The organism is Mesorhizobium sp. M0293 (assembly GCF_040321735.1).
Taxonomy (GTDB): Bacteria; Pseudomonadota; Alphaproteobacteria; order Rhizobiales; family Rhizobiaceae; genus Mesorhizobium.
In genome coordinates this window covers 1-19,473 of record NZ_JAMYSA010000039.1, presented here as the reverse complement: position 1 = coordinate 19,473, position 19,473 = coordinate 1, and the positions used below count along the sequence as shown (strand labels likewise).

Below are 19,473 nucleotides of genomic sequence, written 5' to 3'. Positions count from 1 at the left end.
ACCGTTTCACGGAAACGCCGAACCGCGCACTCTCTTTGTTTAACGCAATTCCGGACGGAAAACCGTTCACACTTTTACCGGCTTTATTGCGTCTTTATCCGCATTTCCACGCGGCGGTTCACGGGATCGTACGGGTTTGGGCTGCGCGGATTTTTTTCGCCCATGCCGATCGCATTGATGCGCGCGGTCTCAATCCCGCTGGCTGTCAGGAAGGTCGCCACCGATTGCGCCCGTCGCTGCGACAGGCCTTCGTTGTAATGCACGGTGCCGGTGGCGTCAGTGTAGCCTTCGACGACGAAGTTGAACGTGCGCAGCCGATTGTCCTTCAGGGCCTTGGCGAATTCGGTGAGTTCAGCGCGCGCAGTCGTGTCGAGCTCGGCCGAATCCAGCCCGAAATTGATTAGCATGTCGAGGCTGGATTTTCCTGCTGGCGCGTCATTTGCCTTGGTCTTGCTTTTGCACTCCTCCTCGGAGCCGACACAAATTCCTCGCGACTTGCCGAGATCGGCCGCACCGGCAAAAAACTTCACAATGTCTTCTGATTTCTGAACGGGGTCGGCGGAAGCGTGGGTCGAGAAAAAAACGACCGCCAACACAAAAGCTGAACTGCTCCACTGCATAGCGGCTCCTCCTATTTGAGCAATCCGAGTTCGATGATCGCGATCATACCAAAATCCAAGGCAACTGTCTGTCGACAAAACACTGAGGGCACGACAATGCCGAGAGTTGTCGGCGCGTCACAGTATGAGACTTGACCCGCGCCGCGCCTGAGGCTTGAGTGGCCAAAGCTCCTCGATGAAAGCGTGGCGGTCATGGTCAATGTGCTCCGGTTCAAAACGGCACGGGATCTTTTCATGGCCTGTCCTGCTGTTGCCCGGGACATGAGAGCCCTTCCAACCGACCAGCGCTCGATCGAGTTCTGCCGCGACCTCCTCGCCGGGCGTATTCCCGAGGAAGCGATTACATTTTGTGCTTACCTGCTTCCAGAGCGGGCCGCGGTCTGGTGGGCCCATGAATGCCTGAGCCACCTGACCGACCTGTTCGATGAGACCGATCACGATTTGCTCGCGCTTGTCCGCGACTGGGTGGGTGAACCGGACAGCCTGCACCACCGGGCAGCAGTCAGTGCGGCCGCGGCGACGCAGCCAGCGACACCGGTCGGCTGGATTGTCCTGGCCGCGGGATGGCGTGACAGTGATTCGGCCAAGGCCGCGACGATGGTATCGGCCCTGCAACCATTTCCTGCCGCCCATGCGGTCAATGCCGGGATTCTGACCGGACTGGCACGTGTCGCGCTCGCCGACCGGTTTGCCGTTCTTTCGGCCTTTGTCGAAATGGGCATCCAGATGGCCGAGATCGAGGCGCTGCGCCAATCAGCGGATGCGTATTAAAGCATTCACCCCGGCACAAACCGGATGGATGCCATCAATGCCCTGCCTTACTTGCAGCCACCTTGAGCCCATTTGGCCAGCGCCACCTTGAAGCGTGTTCCGAGCGGATGCTGCAGGCGCAAAACAGAGACATCGTTGGAGGCGAAATTTTTCGCCTGTTCGCACAGCCGGGCCTCGTTCCACTGATGGCAGCCGTCGCAGTGCTTGCCTTCCCATACCGACTTGTCGAGCCCCTCCACCGGACTGAAGCGTGGCTTGCCCTTGATGAGCTCGGCAATGCTCTTGCCGTCGATTTCCAGATCGCCAAAATCTATGGGGTGGTCGAAAAAGATGGGGTCGTCCGAGGCAAGCTTCGGTATCTTCTGACGAAGCACATTGAGCGCGAGTTGGGCGTCGTCACCGGGGCCGGCCGGATTTGCCGTGGCGTTGCGCCCATCCGAGCCGCCTTCCGATTGCGGAGCGCTCGCCTCGCCGACGATCAGCGGCGCGTTGAGATCGATCTTGTGCAGGACGACCTCGGTGGTCAGCGAGACATTGGTCCAGGGGCGCTGTTTGCCGGCGGTTGCCTTGAAGACATCGGCGGTAACGCGGTTCATCGCTTCGGTGATGGAAACATTCGTTTCGCCCATATGCGCGAGCAGCGCCGAAGCAAACGGCGAATGTTCGCCCGACCCGTCATAGGCGACCCGATCAGGACTGGTGGCGAACGCGACAAGCGTGCCCGCGCCACCATTCTCGATCGGAATTTCGGCAAGGCCGCTCCTTGCTCCCTTGACGCCGGCGGTCTTTGCCAACACATCGGCAAGCGGATTGTCACGGCAGGCGTCGAGGAAAATCAGCCTTATGCTGGTCTCGCGTGACATTTGCCGCAAGATGAAATCCACGGGCACCGCCTCGAAGTCGAGCGAGGTCTCGTCCTCAAGTGCTGCATCGATCGGAAGAAGGTAGTTGCTGCCTGAAACCTGCAACCCATGGCCGGCGTAGAAGAACAGGGCGATGTCGGCGCCGCGAACCTGCTTGGCGAACTGCGCAATCGTCGTCTGGGTCTGCAGTTTGGTCAGGTCGAAGCCGGAAACGACTTCAAAGTTCAGGTTCTTCAGGCGTTCGGCCATGGCCTGGGCATCGCGTACCGGATTGGTCAGCGCCGGGGCATGCTGATACTGGGAGTTGCCAAGGACCAACGCGACACGGCGTTCGGCATTGGCGGCCGACAAAGTCAAAAGTAATGCCAGTGCTGCAAGCCCGATGCCGCACATAAGGCCACCACAACGGGCGATCAGATCGAAACCCACCGGGACAACGGATCCTTCCTCAGTTGACGAGCTTGGTGGCGGAAAACTCGATCCGCCGATTGAGCGCCTTGTTCTTCGGCGTGTCGTTGGCGGCAACCGGCCGCTCCTCGCCGTAGCCGGTCGCCGCGATCTGCGTGCGAGGAATGCCCGCGGCGACAATGGCATCGGCAACCGCCTCAGCCCTCCGCTCCGACAAGCGCTTGTTCTCGACAGGCGATCCATCGGAATCGGTATGTCCGGAAACCTCGACCTTCAGGCCCGGGCACTTGCCAACGACACCGACGACCTCCGCGAGCAGCGGGCGGCTTTGGCTGTCGAGCCGCGCGCTCGCCGTTCGAAAGTATATAGCCCCGGTGCGCGACAGCACCGCAAACCGGTTGAGGCACTCCTCGTCGCTGAAGTTCGTCTTCGCGGCATCCGTGGCGACGGGTCCGACGTCAGCGGTCTTCGCCGCAACAGGCTGGACAGCAGCCGGCTTGCTGCCGTCAGCGATGAACACGAAATCGAACGACACCGATGCGGTCGGAACAATGTTGGTCACATTGGCGGCCTGCTGGAGTTTGTCGACATTCGGCAGCAGCCCGAAGTCCTCCACATGCACGGCGACAGGAGCCTCCGAAGCGACCGACACCATGTTGTCGCTGATCATGGTCACCACGACGTTTGCCTCAAGGTTCTTGTCGACCCCGTGCAGGTTGAGACGAAACGGAAGCACCGCCTTCACACGTCGCTTGGTCGGCAGGTCGGCAAACGCCGCGGGATCGACCTTCGCGGTCAGTTCCGCGGACGGAAACTTGAATGTCTCGAAGAAAAGGAACCGCATGCGGACATTGCGAAGATCGACCCCCGTATCGACCGAATTGAGATCGAAGGTGACTTTGGCGTCACCCGCCGCAGTAAGGCTGCCAGAAATGTTCCTGATCTTGTTGGTTTCGACGATCGTGTTCTTCTTGACCGACTGATAGGTGAGCACCGACGCGGTGGGATCGAGCGTCCAGTTCGCCTGTGCGTTCGCGGTTCCCAGTCCCGGCAAAAGCAGCACGGACAGCGCAACGATCAAGCCAAGTGCGTTTATGGCGAGCCGACTGCTCGAACGTGTTTTCCAGCAGAATCCGACGACTTCGAACATGGAACCCCCCTGCCTAGAGCAGTTCACGCTTTCACGGAAACGGCGAACCGCTTTCTGTATGTTTTCGCCGCGATTCCGGACGGAAAACCGTTTCACACTTTTCCTGGAATTGCTCTACGACAACAGACTTCCGTCTCGACATCACGACCATGCGGTGCCGATGGAGAGCATAGAACACTTGCTCTCGCTTGGCGAGCGTCTCGGCTGGAGTGCTTGGCCAGTCCATAATCCGGCCACGCCACACTGGCTAGAAGGCGATCTTCAGTCCAAACTTGGCGCCGATGGTGGTACTGTCTGAAGACGCCTTGCCACGGACTTCGCCGTTGACGGTGGTCGAGTCCGACACCTTCAGGTTAAAGCCGGTCGACAGCGCGGCGGAAAAATCGGCATCGTCGAAGGCGACCTTCCTGGTGTCGATTTCGGTGGTGTTCTTGTAACCGAAACGCTGCTGCAATTCGGCCCGCGCATAGGGGCTGAACACCATGCCGTTGCTTAGCTTGTAATCGCCGTAGATGCCGGGCTCGAGCTTGATCGCGCCAAAAGAAAGCTGGCTCTTGCCGAACTCATTGCCGCCGCTGTCTGTATAGGGATCGCCGCGGAACGAAACGCCAAGCAGGCCGCCGCGCAGGTCGAAACGGGTACGTTCGCCCAGCATGAAGATGTGGCCGACCGATCCCGTGACCGCATAGCCCTTGGTGTCATAGCTGCCGGTGGTGCCGAGCACGCCGTTCGTCACGTCGCTTCCGCCGATGAAGCCGGAGGCGGAGACCAACGCATAGTCGACGCTCTTGCGAAACAACACGTAGCCGCCGAACATGCCAGCCTTGTTGGTGCCTTCGCCGATGGCGTCAAATCCCTGGAACGCGCCGAGGTTGACATCGGTCGAGGCGTAGCCGGCGAAAATGCCGATGTTCAGGCCATACTCATTGTCGAACTGGAAGTGTTTGGCGGCATTGAAATCCAGACTGATGGCGGCCGAAAAATCATTGGCATCGAAGCTCGGGCCGGGGCCATTCAAACCGCCGCCGGCGATGTTGTAGCCGTGATGCTCGGTATGGGCGAACTGGCCGGAGGCAAAGACGCCGAAGCTCGCCGAAACCGGCACCATTCCAGATCCCGATCCGGGCGAGAGATGGAGATCGGAATCGAGCGCGTCGCGGTTTATGCCGTAAAGAGCGTCGATTGCCACGGCGACCGCGCCGGCGTTGGTGGCGCTGGTGGGCGACGCCGCAATGCCGAAATTGGCTGGCGTAGCACGCAGGAACAAGCCGCCATTCGGGCCGGTTACGACCTGATAGGTGAAAAGCGAACCCGGTGTGCCGGGAACACCTGCGACGCTGAACGTCCCGGTGACCGGACCGTTCGTCGAAACAATGAGCGGGATGTCGGTCGCCTGGGTGAATTGCGGCGTGCCGAGCAGGTTGACGATGATTGTGTTGACGCCGGTGGCCGAGAACGCGCCGGCGACCAGTTGATCCGACTGCACCGTCTGCTGGTTGATGTCGAGGCCGATGCGGGCGCCGTTGAGGGTGAGGCCGCCGAGCGTCAACACGTCGTTGGCGGCACCGTCCGTCATGTCGATCAGCGAATTCGTCGCGATGATCGAACCCGGCATGGTGACGTTGCCGTTGATGAACAACGTCGAGCCGTTGCCGAGGTTGAGCTGATTGATGCCTTGCGTGCCGCCGCTGAAGCGCAGCGTGGAATTGTCGGCCGAGAAATTGTCGAAGCCCGTAAAGTTCTGGCTCTTGCCGCCGGCCGCGAGATCGGTGTCGGCGACAGTGCCATTGGCATTCGTTCCACTAAACAGCACGCCATCCCTCAGATTGAGCGGATCGACCGTGCCGATACCGTCGATGACGAGCGTGTCGGGCCCGAGGCCAGTGATGTCACCGCCGATCGTGCCGCCGGACAGATGGACATGCTCGGCTTCGATGCCGCCAGTAATGGTGCCGCCGATGACCGAGACGTTGTCGAAGCCGGCGCCGCCGCTGACGTTGCCGCCAACCGTGCCGGCGGAGACCGTGACGGTGTCGTTGCCGTCATCGCCGGAGACGTTCCCGGTGACGGCGCCGCCTCTGACCGTCATGGTGTCGTTGCCATCGTCGCCAGTGACCGAACCGCCGACCATGCCGCCGGACATGTTGAACGTGTCGTTGCCATCTTCCAATGCTACGGTACCACTCGGCACGACAACCGCGAAGACGCCGAGGCCATTGCCCTGAATGTTGGCGGTACCCGAAATCGTGACGCTGTCGTTGAGGTCGCCGGCGAACAGCGATCCGGTGACCGTGCCGCCGCTGATCGCATAGGTATTGCCGCCGCCTTCCCCGAAAACAGATCCGTTGACCGTGCCGCCGCTCATGTCGAACGTATTGACCCCGGTACCGAGATCGACCTGGGTCGGCACGGCGGCTGTGCCAATGGTGCCGCCCGAGATGCTGATATGGTCATCACCGTCATTGCCGGAAACCGGCCCGGCGATCGTTCCGCCGCTGATGGTGATCGTATCGTTGCCTAGGTCACCGATGATTTCATCTGTGAGAATGCCGCCGGATACGAAAATCTGGTCGTTGCCGTCATTGCCTTCGATGAAACCATTTATCGTGCCGCCGCGGAAATCGATCGTGTCGTTGCCGGCGCCGCCACTCACGGCGCCGCCGAGTGTGCCGCCGGTCATCAGGAAGCTGTCGTCGCCATCCTCCAGGCCGACAGAATCGGTGCCGTCCCCACTCTCGCCAAGGTCGATGCCGATACTGGCGTTGCCTGAGACCGTGACGTTGTCGTTCTGGCTGCCGGCGAAAATCGAACCGTCAATCCTACCGCCGCTCACGTCATAGTTGTTGCCGCCACCTTCGCCGAATACCGAACCGGTTATGTGACCTGCGGTCATGTTGAAAATATCGGCGCCGTCGGCGAGATCGACGCGGCCCGGCGCCGTGGTTGTCCCGATGGTTCCGCCGTTGATGTTGACGGTGTCGTTGCCATCGTTGCCGAATATATTGCCGCCGATGGTGGCTTTGCCGCCGACCGTTATGGTATCGTTTCCGATATCTCCATCGATATCGAAATCGACTGTGGCATCGCCGCTGATCGTGATCCGGTCGTCGCCTGCGTTTCCTGTCACGTAGCTATGGATCGTGCCACCACTAATATCCAGTGTGTCGTTGCCACCGTCACCGCTCAGACTAACGTCGAGGATGCCACCGGTCATGGTGAACTGGTCGTCGCCGTCGCCAAGCCCGACGGCACTCCCTCCTTCCGAATCGCCGGCAACTATGGCGCCACTCTTGACCGTGACGATGTCGGCGCCGCCATTGGTGAAAACAGATCCGGCGATAATGCCGCCGTCGCCATCGGCGACGCTTGCATCGTCGCCTATGGTGATGGTGTCGATGCCATCTCCGCTGATGACTGAACCGTCGATTACACCGCCGGTCATCTGCAGCGAATTTACGCCTTCACCAAGGTCGATGCCCAGAATGCTGCCGCTGCGGATGATGACCGTGTCATCGCCAGCCCCGGTTTCGAGATTGGCATCGACCTGCGGCGCAAACGGCTCGCCGTTGAAAACCCCATCGGACATCTCAAACTTGTCGTTGCCGCCAAGGAGCTGGAGGGTCCCTGCTCCCGGCTGCAAGGAGGTCGTTACCGACGACGTTACCGGCGGCAGGCCACTTACGTTAGGCGTAGGCGTACTGTTGTTCAGGATGCCGCCAAAGATGTTTACAAGGTCGTCGCCATTGCCGTCGTAATCATTGACGACGACGGTCGACGAGCTGTTGTCTTGCCCTTGATAACCCTCGAACCCTGTCGCGAATACGCCGCTGACGTCCTGGACAATCCCAGCTGTGTTGCAGTCGACCCTGACCGACGTCGTTTCGAACGTCGTTACAGCCGAGATGCCCGAGCCGACCGTTGTAGCGCTACCGCTCGCCGTAGCGGAGCAGGCTGCCGCGCCAGATATTTGGAACGTGGACGCTGCCGCTAACGCAAACAACGAAACACCCGCCAACTGATAGGCCTCGCGCGGCACTCTCATTCGACCCCACCTTACGAGAAATCGATACCGTCACAAAATAAGGCAAACTAAAGTAAGGTCACCGACCCATCTGATGGGGCTCGTTGACTTGCTTGACAGTGTACGCGGCGCGCTGCTCTGCGGCAATGGTTAGGCGTTCGCCTCAGGCCACTATAAGGCCATCTGTGGCGACAAGGTCACTCTCGAAAACTCGGATCGAACTGCTCGCACACCCGTTCAAAGGAACATTTAGAGGTCAGAATAGGCTGCCGAAACGGTCAGGTCTCCCGCATGAGCAACCTTGCGGTCGTAGCTTGCCCATATTTCGCCGCCACACTGCTGCGCCCAGCGGTGACAGAAAGAAAAATCGGTAGGCAAATCCACGTCCGGCGTCACGATCTTTGAAAACGGAGTCAGAAAGCTCTTGAACTGTGGGGCGTATTTGTTGTTTCTGTAGCGCGATCGGTTCACCGTTTCGGGCAGTTTCTCGATTATCCTGGTAACGCAGTCGCGGGAAACTAAAAAGATACCCGTGCCACATAGCGATACCCGGACAAAGCCGCCCATCTCCTGCCGGGGTTCGATGATGGTTCCGACGAACTCCAGACTCCGTGCAAGAGCCTTGTCGAAGGGCAGTGTCGACAGCGAGTGGAGTTTTCGGAGATCGATCCGGCGCCGGGGATACAAGGTGCCGACCACCGGCTTGTCCAGCGCCAGCATCGCAGCGATGAGATCGGGCGAAAAGCCCATGTCGCTGTCGATCATCAGGATGTGACTGCAATCCGGCTTGTTGTAGTAGAAATTCGTCAGCAGATAGTTCCGGGAAAACGGGATATCCGTGTACTCGATTTCCGACAACGTGAAAGCGTAGCTGGACAGGCTGTTGTGGGTCAGGGCCGCGAAGAGGCTGCGGACGAACACGCTTTTGTAGGCTGCTCCGTAAACCGGCAGCGCAAGGTTGATCTTGATTGGCATCGTATCCTCCACAGTCCAGTGACTGCATACAAATCCCTTTTTCCTATCTTTGACATGATACTTGGTATAAAAATCTGCTGGCCTTTGGCGGCACGGAGTCCAAACGCCCAGGCTGTGTTTGCGTGTGGTGCGTTCGAAGGCTGCAAGACCAGGATTGACGCAGGCTGGAACGAGCATGCCGATATGACCCATCGCCACGGATTCTTCTTGTGCATCCCGCTGCTCGTGCTTTTCGTGATCCTGAGCACGGTCGGCGTTCGCGCCGCGGTCGAGCAGAACGCCTCGCCACAGCCGCGCAACCGGCTGGCGATCATCATCGGCAACACGAACTACCAGAGCAAGCGTCTCGAGCACCTCGCCAATGCGGTGAACGATGCGACGAAACTGTCCGACAGCCTGAAGCGGCTGAATTTTGAGGTTCTGACCGGAACTGATCTCACCACCGATGGATTCGCCAAGCTTTTCCACGACGCCGAGGCCAAGCTGCCCGAAAGCAGCGCCGTGCTGATCTTCTACGCCGGCCACGGCATGCAGGTGCAAGGCGAAAACTACCTGCTGCCGATCGATACGCCCGATCCGGAAAACCTGGACAAGCTGACGGCGCACGCCGTCAAGCTGAACGATGTGATCGCCAAATTCGCCAGTCGCGACCGTCAGACCTTCATCTTCCTTGATGCCTGCCGCAACAATCCGCTGGGTAGCGGCGTCAACATCTCCAACGGTCTGGCGCAGGTCGAGGTCGGCGAAAACACGTTTGTCGCCTTCGCGACCCAGCCCGGCAACGTCACTGTCGACGGTACCGGTGAAAACAGCCCGTTCACCACGGCGCTTCTGAAAAATGTCGAAATCCCCGGCTTGAGCATTTCGGACATGATGATCCGCGTCCGCAACGAGACGGAGGCGCTCACCGTCGGCCGCCAGGTCCCGTGGGACCAGTCGAACCTGCGTGAACAATTCTATTTCACAGAACAACAAATGCTCGATCCGGCGCAGTTGAGCGCCAGCCTGTCGCGCATCCTGTCCGATCCCGAGGCCAAGAAGAAGCTGCAGATCGAGCTCGCCTCCAACGACCTGCAGACCGCCGTGCTGATCGTCGGGCAGACGTTGCGGTCGGTCGAGATTCCTGCACCGTCAGGCGGTTCAGCAGAGCCGGTCGGCACTCAGGTCGCCAATCTGTCTCCAACTGAAAGCGTTGCAGTCGCTCGCCAGAGCGTCGTCTCCGGCCTCGAAACCTTGATTGTCGGCGCATCGGCGGGCGAAGCGCAAAAAGACAAGACGGGCGATCTTGCACGCAGCATCCAGACGGAACTTCGTCGCCTGGGTTGCTACCGGATGCAGGTTGATGGCGATTGGGGCACGGGCTCCATCCGCGCCCTCACCGACTATTACAAAAATACCAAACAGGTCGCATCGACGACCGAGCCGACCGTCGGACTGCTCGGCGATCTGTTTCTGCGCTCCGGCAGAATCTGCAAGCAGCCGGTCATCGTAAGGGCCAAGCCGGCTAAAGTAGCGTCGGATGACGGCCCCTCGCGAACCAGTCCCAGCCGCAAGGCTGCGAAACGCTCACAGGCCGCCCCGCAACGCCCCGCAGCGCCCCCGCCGGACATTGGTGCGGGCATAGGCATTGGTGGCGTGTTTTAGGATGCGGGCAGTCAGGCGCGCTTCCTTACCGCCCTTGTTGTGGGAAGCCGCCACGCTCCTGAGCGCAGCGGTTATGACGCAAAGGCATCGGAGCATTTGAAGGACCGCTATAGGGAGCGGATCAAACCGGGGGAGCGCGACCGTATCTTCTTTGATCATTGTCTGATTGACCTGCCACTGAACTGTCATCCAGCTGCGATTAGAGCCTCGACCGTTTTTGTTACGCCTTGTGGCGCGGGTTGAGCAACCGGCGGAGGCGCGGAGCCTTCCATCAGCACAGCGTCGGAGCCGGTTGCGGTAATGACCTCGGCATAGGCTGCCGGGGTCTGGTAGCCGAGCGAGGAATGTGGCCTGGCGGTGTTGAAGTCCTCCCTCCATTCGGCGATGGCGCTTCGGGCGTGGTCGAGACCGAAGAACAGGCTCTCGTTCAACAGCTCGTCGCGCATGCGACCGTTGAAGGATTCGACATAACCATTCTGCATCGGCTTGCCCGGCGCGATGTAATGCCATTCGATCGCGTGATCCTTCGACCATGCGAGGATGGCGTTCGACGTGAACTCGGTGCCGTGGTCGGAGACGATCATGCCCGGCTTGCCGCGGTGGGTGATCAGTTCCGTCAGTTCACGGGCAACCCGACGGCCGGAGATCGAGGTGTCCGGGATCGCGGCCAGGCATTCGCGCGTCACGTCGTCGACGATGTTGAGCACGCGGAACCTCCGGCCGCAGGCGAACTGGTCATGCACGAAATCCAGCGACCAGCGCGCGTTCGGCTTTGCCTCGACTAGGATTGGCGCCCGCGTGCCGACCGCTCGCCGCCTTGCCCGGCGCTTGCGCACCGTCAGGCCTTCCTCGCGGTAAAGACGGTAGATACGGTTGACCCCAGATGCCTCGCCCTCCCGCCGCAGAAGGACGAACAGGCGTCGATAGCCGAAACGCCGGCGCTCGTTGGCGAGGTCACGCAGCCGACTACGCAGCTCCGTCTCTGGCGGTCGGCGAGACTGGTAGCGGATCATCTTGCGATCGGCGCCGACGAAGGAACAGGCCCGACGCTCCGATAGGCCCATGACGGCCTGCAGATGAGCGACGGCTTCGCGCTTGGCGGCGGGCCCTACCATTTTTTTGACAGAAGCTCGCGCAATGCCGAGGCTTCCAGCATCTGGTCGGCGAGCAGCTTCTTCAGCCTGGCGTTCTCGTCTTCCAGAGCCTTCAGCCGCTTGGCGTCAGAGACGTCCATCCCGCCATACTTGGCCTTCCAGTTATACAGCGTCGCCTCCGAGACCCCGTGCTTACGGGCAAGATCGCCCGCCTTCGCACCCGCCTCATGCTCGCGCAGAACCGCGATGATCTGCTCTTCCGTAAACCGCTTTCTCTTCATCAGTCCGTCCTTCAATCAAGGCCCGGACTCTAATCTCAGATGGAGGAAATTCTCAGTGGCAGGTCATGATGAACAGGCCTGTGTGGGTCTGGCCGGCGAGCGTATAGGTTCCGGCCAGAGTTCCGTCGGGCATCATCATAAAACTGACGTCCGCGCCATTCGGGAGGCGCCCAAGCTTCAACGTAGTCGCTGATTGTCCCTGAAAGGATTTATTTTTTTTCAGTACGTTACGTCGCAGATTGGCGTATTTTCGGCAGCGTTTGGGCAGGTCTGAATCACTCCCACTCGATTGTTCCCGGCGGCTTCGAGGTTACGTCGTAGACGACGCGGTTGATGCCGCGGACTTCGTTGATGATGCGGGTGGCGGCCGCACCGAGGAAGGCCATGTCGTAGTGGTAGAAATCCGCCGTCATGCCGTCGACCGAGGTGACGGCGCGCAAAGCGCAGACGAATTCGTAGGTGCGGCCGTCGCCCATTACGCCAACCGTCTGCACCGGCAACAGCACGGCGAAGGCCTGCCAGATGGCGTCGTAGAGGCCGGCCTTGCGGATCTCGTCGAGATAGATGGCGTCTGCCTCGCGCAGGATCTCCAGCTTTTCGCGGGTGATGCCACCGGGGCAGCGGATGGCGAGACCCGGACCTGGGAATGGATGCCGGCCGATGAAGCTCTCGGGCAGACCGAGCTCCTTGCCGAGCGCCCTCACCTCGTCTTTGAACAGTTCGCGCAGGGGCTCGACCAGCTGCATGTTCATGCGCGCGGGCAGGCCGCCGACATTGTGATGCGACTTGATCGTCACCGACGGGCCGCCGGTGAAGGAAACGCTTTCGATGACGTCGGGATAGAGTGTGCCCTGCGCCAGGAATTCGGCGCCGCCGAGTTTCTTGGCCTCCTCCTCGAACACCTCGATGAACAGCCGGCCGATGGTCTTGCGCTTTTTCTCCGGGTCCGACTCGCCCTCCAGGGCGCCGATGAAGCGGTCCGATGCGTTCACCAGAATGAGCGGCAAATTGTAGTGCTCGCGGAACATCGCCACCACGCCCGCGGCCTCGTCCTTGCGCATCAGGCCGTGGTCGACAAGTATGCAGGTCAGCTGGTCGCCGACCGCTTCATGGATCAGCAGTGCCGCGACCGAGGAGTCGACGCCGCCCGACAACGCGCAAATGACCTTGCCCTTGCCGACCTGCTTGCGAATGGCCTCGACGGCGTGCTCGCGGTAGGCACGCATGGTCCAGTCGCCCTCGATGCCGGCGATGTTGTGGACGAAGTTGCGCAGCAGTCGGGCGCCATCGGGCGTATGCACCACCTCGGGGTGGAACATGATGCCGTACATCTTGCGCTCGATGTTGCCGAAGATGGCGAAGGGCGAGCCTTCCGACTTGCCGAACACTTCGAACCCCTGGGGCAAGGAGATGACGCGGTCGCCATGGCTCATCCACACCTGGTGGCGCTGGCCGGGTGCCCACAGGCCCTCGAACAGCGGGCTGTCCTTTTCGATCTCGACGAAGGCGCGGCCGAACTCGCGATGGTCGGAGCTTTCGGCGACGCCGCCCATCTGCACGCACATGGCCATCTGACCATAGCAGATGCCAAGCACCGGCACGCCGGCGTCGAAGACGATCTGCGGCGCGCGCGGGCTGCCGATGTCGCCGGTCGAAGCCGGGCCGCCGGACAGGATGACGGCTTTCGGATTGATGCGCTTGAATGCCGCTTCGGCCGACTGGAACGGCACGATCTCGGAAAACACGCCGGCCTCGCGGATGCGGCGGGCGATGAGCTGGGTAAACTGGCTGCCGAAATCGACAATCAGGATGGTGTGGGGATGATTGGCTGTTTTCATGGCGAGCGTTTAGAGAAAGAAATGAGTCGGCGCAATGGGTTGCGAGGCCTGGCTGTCACTTCGATTCCACGACTTCACCTTCAGCGCCAGCGTCTTCATCCATTGCAGCAGCCCCTCCGGCCGCAAGCGCCCGCAGAGCACCCATCAGCGCAGTGAACCGCTCCTCGCCGATGCGACCGACATAGCGGCGCTCGATCTCCATCTTGATACGATCGCCGTCTCGCAAGGCATCCAGCCCCTTGCGGGTGTAGCGCACCAGCTTGCCGCGGCCATCTTGCGGATCAGCCAGACGCTCGACGATGCCTTCCGCCTCGAGGCCGTCGAGCAGTTGTTGGATCGCCTGCTTGGAGATTGCCGAGCGTTCAATCAAGGCCGACTGGCGCATGCCAGCCCTGGTGATGTGTCCAAGCAGTCCGGCGCGCGCTTCGGTGAACCAGCCGTGACCGGCGGCCCGCATCGCCGCGGCGAATTCGGCCTGCCAGGCACGGCTTGCCTGCCATAGCCGCCAGCCGACGTGATCGGGCAGCGCTTCGGCTTTTTCGTCAAGCTCCTTGACCATTCACTCCAGGCTCCATATAGTCAAGATACTTGACGATGCTCATGCCGTCGAGGCTATTTCGAACTCAAGCATGTGGACAGGGAACCATGACAATTCTCGACAAGAACACGCTGGCCGTTATCATGATTGGCACCACGCATGTCATCGACATGGGCGGCAAGGACGCCTTCATCCACTACGAAAACGAAAACCGGGCGCATATGCTGCTGCCGGATGGTACCCTTTTCCATGGGCTTTGGACGCTGCTCGACGATGGCTACAAAGTCGAATGGAAGGACGGTCCCACCGGCTCCTGGAAACTCGATCATTCGCCGGGAGCAATCGACTATGTCGATGCAAACGGCGCCGTGCGCGGGCGTATTTCGCGCATCGATTTCGGCGATCCAGCGAGCTTGGCGGCTTGATCCGATCTGCGGTCAGGCGCCGAGCAGACCGTCGCCGATTGCCTGTTCCAGCAGCCCGACCGCCCCGGCGAGCTTCTCGTCGATGACATGCAGATATTCGGTCCAGTCGTTGACGTGCCTGAGATCCGCCGCGCCGTCGGAAATGCCGCGCAGCCCGACCAGCGCGATGTCGAACAGCTGGCAGGCGCGCAGGCAAGCGAAGGTTTCCATGTCGACCATGTCGGCGGCGATCGCGTCATAGGCCGCGCCAGTAACGATCGCGCCGCCGGTCGACAGCGTCGCTTCCTTGATTCCAGGAATTCGCAGGGGCAGCGGCACCGTCACCGGCAGATCGAGAAACGGGGTCGCCCCTTTCTCGAAACCGAGCGGCGAGGCGTCGATGTCGCGATAGCTGACCGAGACCGCCTGGTAGATCTCGGTCTGCTCCAGCGTCCGGCTGCCGGCCGAGCCGAGCGACACGACGAGGTCCGGCAGCGCCTTCCGCGACTTCAGCCAGGAGAGTTCGGCGCCGAGCCTGACGCCGGCCTCGACCGGCCCGACGCCTGTCATCAATGGCGTGAACAGCCGCTTGAGGTGCGGGCCGTATTCGGCCTGCGCCGCCATGACGAAGAGGACGTCCTTGCCGCCTAGCCGCGCAACATTGCCCATCGGATCAGCCTTCGATGCCGTCACGCCCGACCACCGTCATCATCGTTCCGGTCATGGTGGCAATCAGCTTGGCCTCGCCGTCGGCGGCGAAGGCATAGGCCTGGCCGTCGGCGACGATGATGGTGCGGCCGGGTTTGGTCACCGAGCCGCGGAACAGGAAGCGCTCGCCCCGGCCGGGCGCCAGCAGATTGACCTTGAATTCGATCGTCAGCACGCCGGAGTTTTCCGGCATCAGCGAAAACGCCGCATAGCCGCAGGCCGAGTCCAGCGCGATCGAAATCACGCCTGCGTGGAGGAAGCCGTGCTGCTGGGTGAGTGCTACCGAATAGGGCATCTCGATCTCGATGATGCCGGGCGTCACCAGCGTCAGTTCGGCGCCGATCGTGGCCATCGCGTTCTGGCGCGCGAAGGAGGTCCTGACGCGGTCTTCATAGTCCGGGGCGGGTACGATCTTTGCTGCCATGGCCGCTGCTTTCCTTTATGCGGATAAGCTTATTGCAGAGGCATGGGTGGCAGGCAAATGCTTTTGCTGCACTGCAACAATCAGTCTCGTCTGCCGGCTAGGGATACGCATTCATCAGGGATTGGCGATATCCAATGGGTTCAAGCCGACCTGCGCAACGCACAGAAGTAAAACCCGTCGGTGCCGCTCAGCGCCGGCGACAGCGAAATGTCCCCTTTGGCGCCGATGCGTGCGGCTGCCTCATGACCGGGAAAACAGCTGTCCCAAAGCGCGCGATGATCGACCGGGACAAAACCGCTGTTGCGGTCCCGGAAGGCCGCGACCTGCTCGCCATTCTCCTCAGGGAAGACCGAGCAAGTGATGTAGACCAGCAGGCCGCCGGGTCTGACATAGGCCTTGGCGGCATCGAGAATCGCCGACTGTTCGCCCTTGCGGGCATCGAGCTGTCTTTGCGTCAGCCGCCATTTGGCGTCGGGACGGCGCCGCCAGGTGCCGCTGCCGGTGCAGGGCGCGTCGACCAGCACGATGTCCATGTGGTTGCCGAGCGGGGCGAGTTCGGCCGGCTTGGTGACGATCTGGACATTGCGGTTTTCCGAACGACGGATGCGGTCGAAGATCGGCGCCAGCCGCGCCTTTTCGGCGTCGTGGGCAAAGACCTGGCCTGTATTGCCCATCGAAGCCGACAGCGCCAGCGTCTTGCCGCCGGCGCCGGCGCAGAAATCCAGCACCTGCATGCCGGCTTCGGCTCCGGCAAGGGCAGCTACCACTTGCGAGCCTTCGTCCTGCACCTCGAACCAGCCTTTCTGGAAGGCCGGCTCGGCCTGCACGTTCGGGTGCCTGCCGTCGCCGTCGATCGGCGGAATGCGGATACCCTGCGGGGCGATTGCCGCGGGTTTCGCGCCGGTTCCCGACAGTTCGGCCAGCACCTTGTCGCGATTGGCCTGCAAGGTGTTGACCCTGAGGTCCAGTGGCGGGCGTGTCGCAAGCGCAGCGCCCTCGTCGACCCAAATGGGGCCGAAGGCCTGTTCGAAAAGCGGTTCGCACCAATCCGGTATGTCGGCCCGCACCGCGTCCGGCGCACCGGCGAGCCGGTGCCCGGCGATTGCCTGAAGCTCGTCGGCAGTCAGCAGCGGCGGTGCGAACTTGTCGCCATCGAGCGCGTCGTTGAGCGATTGTGCGGTCTGGCCCCATTCGAGCAGCAGCGCGCCAAAGCCGATGGCGCGCGGCGTGTCCTCGCCCAGCAGCCAGCCGGCGGAACGCTTGTGGCGCAAGGCGTCATAGACGATGTTGCCGATCGCCGCGCGGTCACCGCCGCCGGCGAAGCGATGCGACAGGCCCCAATCCTTCAGCGCGTCCGCCACCGGCCGGTGGCGCCGGCCGATGTCTTCAAGCACTTCGATGGCCGCAGCCAGCCGTCCGCCCAGTCGCATTCGTCATTCCATCATATCGAGCACATCTCAGCCTGCTCTTAGAGCTTTTCACGCCTGGATTGAACCCCGCTTCCGTCTGGCGACGATGAGGCAATCCAAACTCTGGCCAGCCACCCCGTCAGTAAACGCCCTCGGCCGGCAGCAGCAGATCGACCAGTAGATGAAAGGTCTCTAATGTTCGTGACTGGCGACTGCAAGCACGGCATGTGGCGCAACCGCTCTGCTTCCCAAGTTTTTCCGTTGAGAATACTCTTGGCGCCATGATTCGCGGCGCAGAAAAGGCGGACCGGCGGATCGCTACGAGGAGAGGGCAATGAAAACTTATCTGGCGGAAGTTCTAGGCACATTTCTATTGGTATTCATCGGTACGGCTTCTGTGGTGACAGGCGGCTTCGGCGGTGCGCTGCCGCTTGGCCAGGAAGGCATCGGTCTGGCGTTCGGCATCGGCCTCATTGCTGCGGCCTACGCGATCGGCCCGATTTCGGGCGCACATCTCAATCCGGCGGTGACGCTCGGCGTCTTCCTTGCCGGCCGGCTGCCGGCCAAGGACGTCATCCCCTATTGGATCGCGCAGGTCATCGGCGCCATCCTCGCCTCGCTGGCGTTGTGGATAATCGTCTCCGGCCAGGTCGGCGGACACACCGGCGGCTTCGGCGCCAATGGCTGGGACGTGGCCAAATGGGGCGTCAGCTCGGCGTTCCTGTGGGAAGTGATCGGCACCTTCACCTTCGTCACCGTGATCCTCGGCGTCACGGCTGAAAAGCACTCGACGGCGTTCGCCGGGCTGGTCATCGGCCTGACGCTGGCAGGATTGCATTTCGCCATCATCCCGGTGACCGGCACGTCGCTCAATCCGGCCCGCTCGATCGGCCCTGCGCTGTTTTCGGGCACTGCCGCGATCGGCCAGCTCTGGCTGTTCATCGTCGCACCGTTGATCGGCGGCGCCATCGCCGGCGTCGTCGCCAAGGCTCGAATCTTCGAGAAGGACTGAGCTTCGAAAGCCTGAATGAGGAAAAGGGCGCGGGCCAGTCCCGCGCCTTTTACTTTGGTGGATGATATTTTCGTCAAAGGCATAGCCGGGCCGGTCGTCGTTAGGACCCGAAAACGGACCTCCGGATGCCCTATGAAGCAGTCGCACCGTCTGCGATGGCGCGAGTCGTGTTCTGGTGAGGACGCGCCAAAAAATAGAATGCGGCTACGTGCGTGATCATCAGCAGCGGTACGTAGATGATCGGGATCGCATAGGCGGCGCCAAGTTGCTCCGCGTGTGCAGGAAGGCCTACCTGGATGGCGTGGTAATAGTCGACGACGAGCTCGACTGTGCCTACGAGATTGAAGGTGACGACGAACGGCCAGAAGAGCCGAGGCAGCCTCACCGTGAGCAGCGCCAGCATCGCCAGCAGCCCTGTTGCAAAGTCACCGTAGGCGGCGAACACGGCGAAGTGGGCTGGGAGATCGGGGCTGACGACGCCCGCCAGGATGAAAACGAGCCCGAAGAAGCGGAAGCTGTGCAGAGTGGCGATGGCCCGCTGCGCCGCGACCCGGTCCATTGAGTTCAGCCACGGCAGACCGTAGGCGCCGAAGCAGAGCAGCCACGCGACGTAGCCTAGAACGAGATGGGTTTGGAACAGAATTTCCGTGGACATTTTTAACCTCCTGTCGGCAGCTGGTTCACGCGACCTCCCAGTTTCAGCCGGTTACCTAAGCCAGCTTCCATAATTCGACCATCCGGTGTAATCACAACAACCTATGAAGCAGAACTACACAGTCCGGCATGGTGCGCTGGAGGGCATCGAGGTGTTCCTGGCCGTCGCCAGGCGCCGTAACTTCCGCCGTGCGGCCGCGGATCTCGGTGTGACGCCGTCCGCCGTGAGCCAGGCGGTGCGCACGCTGGAAGCCCGCATGGGTGCGGCGCTGTTCGTGCGCACGACGCGAAGCGTCGGTTTGACCGAGGCTGGCCAGCGGTTCCTCGAACGTGCAGGCCCTGCCTTCGAGGAACTCGTCGCGGCAGGCGAGGCCGCGCGCGATGTTGGTCAACGGCCGACCGGGCTGCTGCGCCTGTCCGTACCCCGCGCCGTCGTGCCGTTGATCCTGGAGCCGATGATCGCGTCGTTCTGCCGAACCTATCCCGAGATCGAACTGGAGATCGCCGCGAGCGACGAGATGGTCGATCTCGCGACCGGCGGGTTCGATGCCGGCATCCGCCTCGGCCAGTTCATCGCACCCGACATGATCGCGGTGCGGCTGCCGCCATCGTTCCCGTTCCTGGTCGTCGGCCGCCCGGACGATCTCGAGCCCCATGGC

Annotated in this window: 17 protein-coding genes; 5 read left to right on the top strand and 12 right to left on the bottom strand. The window is 61.5% G+C overall.

What is annotated here, in order from left to right; genetic code table 11:
* Window positions 1–83: 83 nt before the first annotated feature.
* The gene (locus NKJ06_RS16610) at window positions 84–620 is read right to left on the bottom strand and encodes an OmpA family protein (RefSeq protein WP_352634180.1); all 537 of its coding nucleotides are present in this window, start codon (window positions 618–620) and stop codon (window positions 84–86) included.
* Window positions 621–812: 192 nt separating this feature from the next.
* On the opposite strand from NKJ06_RS16610, the gene NKJ06_RS16605 reads away from it, so the two are divergent.
* Window positions 813–1,391, top strand: coding sequence for a DUF6931 family protein (locus NKJ06_RS16605; protein WP_352634178.1), 579 nt, complete (start codon window positions 813–815; stop codon window positions 1,389–1,391).
* Between the two features lie 47 nt (window positions 1,392–1,438).
* On the opposite strand, the gene NKJ06_RS16600 is transcribed toward NKJ06_RS16605, so the two are convergent.
* From NKJ06_RS16600 to NKJ06_RS16585, 4 genes are all read right to left on the bottom strand, one after another.
* Window positions 1,439–2,683, bottom strand: a complete 1,245-nt coding sequence (locus NKJ06_RS16600; protein ID WP_352810245.1) for a caspase family protein — start codon at window positions 2,681–2,683, stop codon at window positions 1,439–1,441.
* Between the two features lie 19 nt (window positions 2,684–2,702).
* Window positions 2,703–3,812, bottom strand: coding sequence for an OmpA family protein (locus NKJ06_RS16595; RefSeq protein WP_352634173.1), 1,110 nt, complete (start codon window positions 3,810–3,812; stop codon window positions 2,703–2,705).
* Between the two features lie 247 nt (window positions 3,813–4,059).
* Window positions 4,060–7,854, bottom strand: a complete 3,795-nt coding sequence (locus NKJ06_RS16590; RefSeq protein ID WP_352810244.1) for a beta strand repeat-containing protein — start codon at window positions 7,852–7,854, stop codon at window positions 4,060–4,062.
* 228 nt (window positions 7,855–8,082) lie between these two features.
* On the bottom strand, window positions 8,083–8,808 hold the full coding sequence (locus tag NKJ06_RS16585) for a glycosyltransferase family protein (RefSeq protein ID WP_352634171.1): 726 nt from the start codon (window positions 8,806–8,808) through the stop codon (window positions 8,083–8,085).
* Between the two features lie 54 nt (window positions 8,809–8,862).
* Here NKJ06_RS16585 and NKJ06_RS16580 point away from each other — a divergent pair, with 54 nt between their 5' ends.
* Entirely contained in the window at window positions 8,863–10,452 is a 1,590-nt protein-coding gene (locus NKJ06_RS16580; RefSeq protein WP_352634232.1) for a caspase family protein, read from the top strand.
* Between the two features lie 185 nt (window positions 10,453–10,637).
* Here NKJ06_RS16580 and NKJ06_RS16575 read toward each other — a convergent pair.
* From NKJ06_RS16575 to NKJ06_RS16565, 3 genes are all read right to left on the bottom strand, one after another.
* A protein-coding gene (locus tag NKJ06_RS16575) for an IS3 family transposase (protein WP_352810242.1) occupies window positions 10,638–11,827 on the bottom strand; the annotation gives its coding sequence in 2 pieces (ribosomal slippage) (window positions 10,638–11,575 and window positions 11,575–11,827; 1,191 coding nt in all).
* Between the two features lie 275 nt (window positions 11,828–12,102).
* Entirely contained in the window at window positions 12,103–13,665 is a 1,563-nt protein-coding gene (guaA, locus tag NKJ06_RS16570) for a glutamine-hydrolyzing GMP synthase (protein WP_352629368.1), read from the bottom strand.
* Window positions 13,666–13,720: 55 nt separating this feature from the next.
* Window positions 13,721–14,224 carry a MarR family winged helix-turn-helix transcriptional regulator gene (locus NKJ06_RS16565; protein ID WP_352629370.1) on the bottom strand — a complete coding sequence of 168 codons (504 nt, stop codon included), beginning with the start codon at window positions 14,222–14,224 and terminating at the stop codon, window positions 13,721–13,723.
* A gap of 86 nt (window positions 14,225–14,310) precedes the next feature.
* On the opposite strand from NKJ06_RS16565, the gene NKJ06_RS16560 reads away from it, so the two are divergent.
* On the top strand, window positions 14,311–14,628 hold the full coding sequence (locus NKJ06_RS16560; RefSeq protein ID WP_352629372.1) for a hypothetical protein: 318 nt from the start codon (window positions 14,311–14,313) through the stop codon (window positions 14,626–14,628).
* 12 nt (window positions 14,629–14,640) lie between these two features.
* Here NKJ06_RS16560 and NKJ06_RS16555 read toward each other — a convergent pair whose 3' ends face one another.
* From NKJ06_RS16555 to NKJ06_RS16545, 3 genes are all read right to left on the bottom strand, one after another.
* Window positions 14,641–15,276: a 5'-methylthioadenosine/S-adenosylhomocysteine nucleosidase gene (locus NKJ06_RS16555; protein WP_352629664.1), complete on the bottom strand. Its 636-nt coding sequence runs from the start codon at window positions 15,274–15,276 to the stop codon at window positions 14,641–14,643.
* Between the two features lie 4 nt (window positions 15,277–15,280).
* Window positions 15,281–15,739 (bottom strand): PaaI family thioesterase, encoded by a 459-nt coding sequence (locus NKJ06_RS16550; RefSeq protein ID WP_352629374.1) that lies wholly within the window; start codon window positions 15,737–15,739, stop codon window positions 15,281–15,283.
* A gap of 140 nt (window positions 15,740–15,879) precedes the next feature.
* Entirely contained in the window at window positions 15,880–17,169 is a 1,290-nt protein-coding gene (locus NKJ06_RS16545) for an RsmB/NOP family class I SAM-dependent RNA methyltransferase (protein WP_352629376.1), read from the bottom strand.
* 313 nt (window positions 17,170–17,482) lie between these two features.
* Between NKJ06_RS16545 and NKJ06_RS16540 the strand changes: the two genes are divergently transcribed.
* The gene (locus NKJ06_RS16540) at window positions 17,483–18,160 is read left to right on the top strand and encodes an MIP family channel protein (protein WP_352629378.1); all 678 of its coding nucleotides are present in this window, start codon (window positions 17,483–17,485) and stop codon (window positions 18,158–18,160) included.
* 130 nt (window positions 18,161–18,290) lie between these two features.
* Here NKJ06_RS16540 and NKJ06_RS16535 read toward each other — a convergent pair whose 3' ends face one another.
* Window positions 18,291–18,815, bottom strand: a complete 525-nt coding sequence (locus NKJ06_RS16535) for a DUF8737 domain-containing protein (RefSeq protein ID WP_352629380.1) — start codon at window positions 18,813–18,815, stop codon at window positions 18,291–18,293.
* Window positions 18,816–18,918: 103 nt separating this feature from the next.
* Between NKJ06_RS16535 and NKJ06_RS16530 the strand changes: the two genes are divergently transcribed.
* Window positions 18,919–19,473: LysR family transcriptional regulator (locus NKJ06_RS16530; protein ID WP_352810241.1), on the top strand; the 555-nt coding region annotated here is incomplete at its 3' end.

What these genes read in the sequence shown, in the direction of transcription:
- NKJ06_RS16545 (WP_352629376.1), bottom strand. Translation starts at nt 17,169, where the DNA reads ATGCGACTGGGCGGACGGCTGGCTGCGGCCATCGAAGTGCTTGAAGAC.
- NKJ06_RS16610 (WP_352634180.1), bottom strand. Translation starts at nt 620, where the DNA reads ATGCAGTGGAGCAGTTCAGCTTTTGTGTTGGCGGTCGTTTTTTTCTCG.
- NKJ06_RS16605 (WP_352634178.1), top strand. Translation starts at nt 813, where the DNA reads ATGGTCAATGTGCTCCGGTTCAAAACGGCACGGGATCTTTTCATGGCC.
- NKJ06_RS16590 (WP_352810244.1), bottom strand. Translation starts at nt 7,854, where the DNA reads ATGAGAGTGCCGCGCGAGGCCTATCAGTTGGCGGGTGTTTCGTTGTTT.
- NKJ06_RS16540 (WP_352629378.1), top strand. Translation starts at nt 17,483, where the DNA reads ATGAAAACTTATCTGGCGGAAGTTCTAGGCACATTTCTATTGGTATTC.
- NKJ06_RS16580 (WP_352634232.1), top strand. Translation starts at nt 8,863, where the DNA reads ATGATACTTGGTATAAAAATCTGCTGGCCTTTGGCGGCACGGAGTCCA.
- guaA (WP_352629368.1), bottom strand. Translation starts at nt 13,665, where the DNA reads ATGAAAACAGCCAATCATCCCCACACCATCCTGATTGTCGATTTCGGC.
- NKJ06_RS16585 (WP_352634171.1), bottom strand. Translation starts at nt 8,808, where the DNA reads ATGCCAATCAAGATCAACCTTGCGCTGCCGGTTTACGGAGCAGCCTAC.
- NKJ06_RS16595 (WP_352634173.1), bottom strand. Translation starts at nt 3,812, where the DNA reads ATGTTCGAAGTCGTCGGATTCTGCTGGAAAACACGTTCGAGCAGTCGG.
- NKJ06_RS16550 (WP_352629374.1), bottom strand. Translation starts at nt 15,739, where the DNA reads ATGGCAGCAAAGATCGTACCCGCCCCGGACTATGAAGACCGCGTCAGG.
- NKJ06_RS16560 (WP_352629372.1), top strand. Translation starts at nt 14,311, where the DNA reads ATGACAATTCTCGACAAGAACACGCTGGCCGTTATCATGATTGGCACC.
- NKJ06_RS16535 (WP_352629380.1), bottom strand. Translation starts at nt 18,815, where the DNA reads ATGTCCACGGAAATTCTGTTCCAAACCCATCTCGTTCTAGGCTACGTC.
- NKJ06_RS16565 (WP_352629370.1), bottom strand. Translation starts at nt 14,224, where the DNA reads ATGGTCAAGGAGCTTGACGAAAAAGCCGAAGCGCTGCCCGATCACGTC.
- NKJ06_RS16555 (WP_352629664.1), bottom strand. Translation starts at nt 15,276, where the DNA reads ATGGGCAATGTTGCGCGGCTAGGCGGCAAGGACGTCCTCTTCGTCATG.